Source organism: Paenirhodobacter sp. (assembly GCF_050177655.1).
Classification (GTDB): Bacteria; Pseudomonadota; Alphaproteobacteria; order Rhodobacterales; family Rhodobacteraceae; genus Rhodobacter.
The window spans coordinates 1-6951 of the sequence record NZ_JBFXGV010000079.1 but is presented as its reverse complement, the minus strand read 5'-3'; the positions used below and the strand labels follow the sequence as shown (position 1 = coordinate 6951).

Sequence of the window (6951 nt, the reverse complement as noted above, 5' to 3'; positions counted from 1 at the left end):
CCAGCCCCCTCGCCGCCACGCACCGCGGCGCGGCGAGCTCCCACACGAACCAGACGAGGAGGCGGCGCGCCGCGCAACCGGCCTTCTCGAGGTCGCGGATGAAGCCGGGCAAGTCCCAGATCGGCACCGCCGAGGGGGTGCCGAAACTGTCGCGGATGCTTTCCGCGGTGAGATCGGTGGCGATCGTCAGCTTCGGCTCGGTCCTGGCGTCGCGCTCGGGGTTGGTCGAGGTGCCGAGCGGCCAGTCCTTCGCGCCGCTCAGGTTCCAGTCGCCATGGCCGAGTTCGGCCTCCTCGGCATCGACCCGCCGCACCGGGCCGCGCGCCGCGTCGAAGATCAGGAAGGTGACGTCGTAAAGCTTCGTCGCGTCGAGATTGGCGCGGCTCGCCCGGATCACCGCCTGACCGCCGTCGCCGGTGCCCTGCCGCATCCAGACGCCCTCCTGCCCGATCGAGACCGCCTGCGCGCCGCCCGCGCGGTAGCGCCCGGCGAGCTCCTCATAGCGTTTCGAGGTGGCCGAGACGATCGGATTGCCGACCGCGACGGCGAGCAGGCCGAGCCCGAAGGCGACGCCGACCGGGGCCACCAGCATGCGCAGCGCCGAGCGGCCGGCGGCGCGGATCACCACCAGCTCGGAGGAGCGCGCGAGGCCGAGGAAGAGCACGACCCCCGCAAGCACGGTGATCAGCGGCAAGATCGTGTAGAGCGTCTTCGGCACCGCCAGCGCGGCGAGCAGCGCGGCATCGGCCAGCCCCACGCGGGCGGCGTCGAAGCTGCGGATCTTCTCCACCATCTCGATCAGGAAGAGCATGCCCCAGAAGGCGCCGCCCACGATCAGGAAGGCGCGCAGGAAGCGCCGCGCGATATAGATCGAAAGCGTCATGCCGCCGCGCCCTCCCGCGCCGGGCGGCGCGGACAGGGCCGCCGCGGCCGGCCCGCCTGCCACAGCACCAGCGCCGCGACGACGATCCCGACCGCCGAGGGCACGAAGGCCAGCCCCCAGAGCGTGGGCGTGCCGCGCATCGTGCTTTCGGCCGCATTGGTGAGGAATTGCAGCACGATCAGCCCGATGATCGCGAGGGTGATCTGCCGCCACATGCCGAAGCGCGAGAAATTGCCGACCATCAGCATGGCGAAGCCGATCAGCGCCGCGGCCGGCGCGAGCAGCGGCTGCGCGAAACGGTCGGCAAGCACCTGCCAGGCCCCGGCGCGGGTCGATTTCGCCGCCGCGATCTGCTCGTCGGAGGGGGAGACCATCGCCCAGCTCGGGGTCTCGTCCCAGCCCGGCGCGCGTTTCGTGGGCGCGCCCATCAGCGCACCGATGTCATAGGTGAAATCGGCAAAGCGCGTCACCGCGAGCGAACGGTCGGCGAGCCGCAGCGTCTGCGCGAGCCCGGTGAACATCACCAGTTTCGGCCCGGTGTCGGAGCGCACGATCAGCGCCTTTTCCGCGGTATAGGTGGTGCGTGCCGTCTTCGAGCGCGCATCGACGAGATAGACGTCGAGCAGCTCGCCCAAGGGCGAGATCTCGCGGATGTAGATCGTCACCCCGTCGGCGGGATGCTGGAACGAGCCCTCGGTGAGGAAACGCGCGGTGATGTTCTCGTTCACCTGGGCCTGCCGCTCGGCCAGCTGCGCGCGCGAAAGCGGCACCAGCGCATGCACGAGCACCGTCATCAAAAGCGCGACGATGATGCCGAAATAGGCCACCGGCCGCGCCAGCCGCCAGGGCGAGGTGCCCGCGGCCTGCATCACCACCAGCTCGGATTCGGAGGCGAGCCGGTTCACCGCATAGACGGTGGCGGCGAAGGCCGCGACCGGCAGCACGAGGCGGATCACGTTCGGCAGGGTGAGCGCGGTGAATTCGAGCACGACCCAGGCGGTCTGGCCGTCCGAGATCAGCTTGTCGAAAAGCAGCACCGCTTGGTTCACCCAATAGACGGAGACGAGCACCAGCGCGAAAAAGCCGAACAGCGCCATCAGCTGGGACAGAAGGTATCGGTCCAGTCGTGTCACGCGGCGCTCCCTCGGGTTTCCCGCCCTGTCTAGCCTGTCGGGCGGGCCGGGGAAAGCCCCGCCCCCGGGCCGCTTTTCATTTTCCGCGCCGCCCGCTAGGCTCTCGGCGATTTCCGACCCATCCGCCGTTTCGAGGTATCGCCATGACCCATCCCGTCGCCCTCCAGTTCGCCGAGACCGAGCTTGCCGAGATCGCCGCGCGCGAGGGGCGCATCGCGCTTCTCGTCGCCTCCGAGGGGCCGCTTTCCCCCGCGGCGCGCCGGCTCGACCGGCTGACGCGCGGCGCGCTGGCCCGGGCGCTCGGCTCGGGGGCCTGGGAAAAGCTCGGCGCGGGCGAATCGCTCGATCTCGGCTTTCCGGGCGGGATGGCCTGCGCGGCGCTGAGCCTCGTGAAACTGCCGCGCCGCGCGACGCAGGCTCAGGCGCGCAAGGCGGGCGCGACGATCGCCAAGGGGCTCGACGCTGCGGGGCTGCTGGTGCTCGCCGAGAACCACCCGCGCGCGGCGGAGCTCGCCTTCGGCCTCGCGCTGCGGGCCTATCGCTTCGACTATCACACCGCCGAGAAACCCGGTTTCGGCGCGGTGACGATGATGGTGGCGAAGCCCGAGAAGGTGGCGGCCGAGGCCGCGCCCCATGCCGCGCTCGCCGAAGGGGTGTTCTTCACCCGCGATCTCGTGAACGAGCCGGCGAATATCCTCACCACCGACGATTTCGCCGCGCGGCTTGCGGCGATGCAGGAGCTGGGCCTCGAGGTCGAGATCCTCGAGGAGGCGGAGCTCGAGGCGCTTGGCATGCGCGCGCTCTTGGGCGTGGGGCAGGGGTCTTCCAGCCCCTCGAAGGTCGTCGTGATGCAATGGACCGGCCTGCCGCCTGAGGAGGACGGCTGCGGCGTCGAGCGCATGGCGCCGCCGCTTGCGCTCGTCGGCAAGGGGGTCTGTTTCGACAGCGGCGGGATCTCGATCAAGCCGGCGGCCGGGATGGAAGAGATGACGATGGACATGGGCGGCGCCGCGGTGGTCGCGGGCGTGATGCGCACGCTGGCGCTGCGCAACGCGCCGGTGAACGTCGTCGGCCTCGTCGGTCTCGTCGAGAACATGCCCGATGGCGCGGCGCAGCGCCCGGGCGACATCGTGCGCTCGATGAAGGGCGACACGGTGGAGGTGGTGAACACCGATGCCGAGGGGCGTCTCGTGCTCGCCGATGTGCTCTGGTATGCGCAGGACCGCTTCGCGCCCTCGGCGGTGATCGACCTCGCCACGCTGACCGGCGCGATCATCGTCGCGCTTGGCCACGAACATGCCGGCATCTTTTCGAATGACGAGAAGCTGAGCCACGACCTGCTCAAGGCCGCGAAGACCGAGGGCGAGGGCGCCTGGCCGATGCCGCTCACCCCGGCCTATGACCCGCTGATCAAGTCGCGCCTCGCCGATATCAAGAACACCGGCGGGCGCTGGGGCGGCGCGATCACCGCCGCGGCCTTCCTGCGCAAATTCGTCAAGGACGAGACCCCCTGGTGCCATATCGACATCGCCGGCGTCGCGCTGCCGCCGGGCGAGACCACGCTTGCGCCGAAAGGGGCGACGGGCTGGGGGGTGATGACGCTCGACCGGCTGATCCGCGACCGTTTCGAGAAGCGCGAGGGCTGATGCCCGCGCTTTTCTATCACGTCACGCAGGCGCCGGTGGAGGAGGTTCTCGAAACCCTCCTCACCCGGGCGCTCGCGCAGGGCTGGCGCGTCGAATGCCGCGGCACCGATCCCGAGCGGATGGACTGGCTTGACCAGAAGCTCTGGCTGGGCGGCGACGAGAGCTTCCTGCCGCACGGGCTCGAGGGCGGGCCGCATGACGATCTGCAGCCGGTGCTGCTTTCGACGCGGCCGCATGGTGCGGGGCGGCAGGCGGTGATGACGCTCGACGGCGCCGAGGTGAGCGCGGAGGAGGTCGGCACGCATGAGCGGGTCTGGATCCTCTTCGACGGGCGCGACGAACGTGCGGTGCAGCGCGCGCGCGACCAGTGGCGGGCGCTGACCGCGGCGGGGGCTGCGGCGCAATACTGGAACGACGAGAGCGGCCGCTGGGAGAAGAAGGCGGAGCGCTAGGTGCCCAAATCCGGCGCGGCGCGGGCGGCGGCCGGGGATTCGCGTATTTTTGCCAGGAAAAAGCGGGCGGGTCAGACCCCTTCGGGCAGTTTCGCGCGCATCAGGGCGCGGCGGTCGAAATGTTCGCCATCCGCGGTGAAGGTGCCGTCGCCCACCGCATGGATCAGCCGCCGGTCGCTCACCCCCGGATCGAGATGCGCGGCGAGGCCCTGCAAGATCACGATGTCATGGCCGGCGATGATCTCCTCGACCCGGCATTCGATATGGGCGAGGCAGCCGCCGATCAGCGGCGGGGTCACCTTGCTTGCGCGCAGCGCACGCAGGCCGAAGCGCGCGAATTTGTCGGTCTTGCGCCCCGAGCAGGTGCCGATGCCGATCACGGTGTCGAGCATCCCCGCCCCGGGGATCGAGATCACGCAGTCGCGTTGATCGCTCAGCGCGGCAAAGGAATGGTTCCACGGCCCCGTGGTGATCGCGAAGCGCGCGGAGAAGTCGAGCACCATCGTCCAGCTGATCGTCATCACGTTCGGCCGCTTGCCGTCATGGGTGCTGACAAGCACCACCGGACCCGGCTCGATCAGCGTGAAGGCGCGGCCAAGGGGCAGCGTTTCCATCTTTTTCCTCCCGTTCATGTGATAGTATCACGCAGGCCGCGGGCGGAAATCTGCCAGAGCGCCGCAGGGAGGGGGCGGTCAGCCCATGCCGGTGCTGTCGCGATGGCGTCTGGCGCGGCGGCGGTCGTCATGCCAGCTCAGCACCGCGGCCCCGCCCCAGGCGAGGCAGTAGAACACGCCCAGCCCGAGGATCAGCCCGCCCGGGATCGGCCCGATCGCGGCGCGCTCGGTCAGCTGCGCGGCGGAGGTGAGCGGCTCGGGGTGGACGAGCAGCTTGCCGATATAGGCCGCACTCTGGATGAGCAGGATCCAGAAGTAATTGCGCCGCAGCCGCCGCCCGATCGCCACCCACATCGAGACATGGTAGCGCGGCGCCCAGTAATCCTGCGCGAGGGTCTGCTGCCAGCCCTCCTCCATGTGCAGGTTGCCGTCCATCAGCATCGGCGCGAAGAAATGCGTCTCCATCCAGCGCGCCCGCGCCCGCCAGACGTTGAAGTAACGGTAGCGCCGCGCCTCCTGCATCAGGAAGAAGTTGATGAGAATGCCGACGAGGATCAGCGGCAGCGGCGAGGCCGCGGGCGAGGCGAAGGAGATCGAAAGCGCGATGCCGAGCGTCACCACCGACCAGTTCGTCGTGGTGTCGAGTCGCGTGCGCCAGATCGTCGAGCGGTAGACCTCACCGCGGTAGAGATGCGCGATCGCGCCCATCTCGCCACTGTCGAGCCTGCTGCGCCGAACCTCCCCGTCCATTGCAATCTTCCTCTTCCCTGCGGGGAGAGTGGCACGGGAGGCCTTGAACGGGCAAGGAAATTGCTTGCTGCGGGGCAGCGTGGCGCGCGCGCGGGAGGGTGGCTTCCCAAAACCCCGCATCCGCGCTACACCGCGCCCCCGAAGGAGCGCCCGGATGACCCAGAACTTCAGCTTCACCCTCACTGCCACCGACGGCAAGGCCCGCACCGGGGTGATTTCGACCCCGCGTGGCGAGATCCGCACCCCGGCCTTCATGCCGGTGGGCACCGCGGCCACGGTGAAGGCGATGATGCCCGAAAGCGTCGCGGCGACCGGCGCCGACATCCTTCTGGGCAACACCTATCACCTGATGCTGCGCCCCACCGCCGAGCGGATCGACCGGCTGGGCGGGCTGCACCGCTTCATGAACTGGCCGAAGCCGATCCTCACCGATTCCGGCGGGTTCCAGGTGATGAGCCTGTCCTCCCTGCGCAAGATGACCGAGGAGGGGGTGACGTTTTCGAGCCATGTCGACGGCTCGAAACATTTCCTGAGCCCGGAACGGAGCATGGAGATCCAGCGGCTGCTCGGCTCCGACATCGTGATGGCCTTCGACGAATGCCCGGCGCTGCCGGCGGACGAGGAAACCGTCGCCAAGTCGATGCGGCTCTCGATGCGCTGGGCGCAGCGCTCGCGCGATGCCTTCGGCGACCGGCCGGGGCATGCGCTTTTCGGCATCATGCAGGGCGGCGTGACGCCCGAGCTGCGCGAAGAGTCCGCCGAAAAGCTCAGGGAAATCGGCTTCGAGGGCTATGCCGTCGGCGGCCTCGCCGTGGGCGAGGGGCAGGAGGCGATGCTCGGTGTGCTCGACTATGCGCCGGGCTTTTTGCCCGCGGACAAGCCGCGCTACCTGATGGGGGTGGGCAAGCCCGACGACATCGTCGGCGCGGTCGAGCGCGGCATCGACATGATGGATTGTGTGCTACCCTCGCGCTCGGGGCGCACCGGCCAGGCCTGGACCCGGCGCGGCCAGGTCAACATCAAGAACGCGCGGCACATGGACGACCCGCGCCCGCTGGACGAACACTGCAGCTGCCCGGCCTGCCGCAACTATTCGCGCGCCTATCTCCACCACGTGTTCAAGGCGGGGGAGATGATCTCGGGCATGCTGCTCACCTGGCACAACCTGCATTATTATCAGGAGCTTATGGCGGGCATGCGGGCAGCGATCGCCGAGGGGCGCTTTGCCGCTTTCGTCGCCGATTTCCACGCGCTGCGCGCCGAGGGCGATATCGAGCCGCTCTGATCAGCCGGCGGCGGGCAGCGCCGGCGTGCCCCGCGCGGGCTCTTCGCGCTTGCGGATCTCGCGCCCGAGGAGGGAGTGGTCGCGCCGCCCGTCGAGCCGCGCGCGCAGGCACATCGCGAGGTCGCGCTGGATCGAGGAGAGCGTCATCTGGAGCCAGGTTCCGGGGCCGATAGATCGGAAGAGCACAC

At 69.4% G+C, this 6951-nt stretch carries 8 protein-coding genes; 3 read left to right on the top strand and 5 right to left on the bottom strand.

Annotation, left to right across the window (positions count from 1 at the left end):
• The coding region (locus AB7U46_RS17250; RefSeq protein ID WP_428338221.1) for an LptF/LptG family permease at window positions 1-883 on the bottom strand (883 nt) is incomplete at its 3' end.
• A complete protein-coding gene (gene lptF / locus AB7U46_RS17245; RefSeq protein WP_428338220.1) occupies window positions 880-2016 on the bottom strand; it encodes an LPS export ABC transporter permease LptF in 1137 nt (378 codons plus the stop codon). The genes lptF and AB7U46_RS17250, both read right to left, overlap by 4 nt.
• Window positions 2017-2159: 143 nt before the next feature.
• Here lptF and AB7U46_RS17240 point away from each other — a divergent pair, with 143 nt between their 5' ends.
• On the top strand, window positions 2160-3662 hold the full coding sequence (locus AB7U46_RS17240) for a leucyl aminopeptidase (protein ID WP_428338219.1): 1503 nt from the start codon (window positions 2160-2162) through the stop codon (window positions 3660-3662).
• A complete protein-coding gene (locus AB7U46_RS17235; protein ID WP_428338218.1) occupies window positions 3662-4114 on the top strand; it encodes a DNA polymerase III subunit chi in 453 nt (150 codons plus the stop codon). Before AB7U46_RS17240 ends, AB7U46_RS17235 begins: the two co-directional genes overlap by 1 nt.
• A 71-nt stretch (window positions 4115-4185) precedes the next feature.
• Here AB7U46_RS17235 and AB7U46_RS17230 read toward each other — a convergent pair whose 3' ends face one another.
• Both AB7U46_RS17230 and AB7U46_RS17225 read right to left on the bottom strand, forming a co-directional pair.
• Complete coding sequence (locus AB7U46_RS17230; RefSeq protein ID WP_428338217.1) at window positions 4186-4728, bottom strand: flavin reductase family protein; 543 nt, start codon at window positions 4726-4728, stop codon at window positions 4186-4188.
• A gap of 78 nt (window positions 4729-4806) precedes the next feature.
• A complete protein-coding gene (locus AB7U46_RS17225) occupies window positions 4807-5478 on the bottom strand; it encodes a DUF2270 domain-containing protein (protein ID WP_428338216.1) in 672 nt (223 codons plus the stop codon).
• 154 nt (window positions 5479-5632) lie between these two features.
• Between AB7U46_RS17225 and tgt the strand changes: the two genes are divergently transcribed.
• On the top strand, window positions 5633-6763 hold the full coding sequence (gene tgt / locus AB7U46_RS17220; protein WP_428338215.1) for a tRNA guanosine(34) transglycosylase Tgt: 1131 nt from the start codon (window positions 5633-5635) through the stop codon (window positions 6761-6763).
• On the opposite strand, the gene AB7U46_RS17215 is transcribed toward tgt, so the two are convergent.
• Window positions 6764-6951 (bottom strand): hypothetical protein (locus tag AB7U46_RS17215; RefSeq protein ID WP_428338214.1); only part of this gene is annotated, 188 nt, incomplete at its 5' end. It abuts the gene before it with no gap.

What these genes read in the sequence shown, in the direction of transcription:
- AB7U46_RS17235 (WP_428338218.1), top strand. Translation starts at nt 3,662, where the DNA reads ATGCCCGCGCTTTTCTATCACGTCACGCAGGCGCCGGTGGAGGAGGTT.
- tgt (WP_428338215.1), top strand. Translation starts at nt 5,633, where the DNA reads ATGACCCAGAACTTCAGCTTCACCCTCACTGCCACCGACGGCAAGGCC.
- AB7U46_RS17230 (WP_428338217.1), bottom strand. Translation starts at nt 4,728, where the DNA reads ATGGAAACGCTGCCCCTTGGCCGCGCCTTCACGCTGATCGAGCCGGGT.
- AB7U46_RS17240 (WP_428338219.1), top strand. Translation starts at nt 2,160, where the DNA reads ATGACCCATCCCGTCGCCCTCCAGTTCGCCGAGACCGAGCTTGCCGAG.
- AB7U46_RS17225 (WP_428338216.1), bottom strand. Translation starts at nt 5,478, where the DNA reads ATGGACGGGGAGGTTCGGCGCAGCAGGCTCGACAGTGGCGAGATGGGC.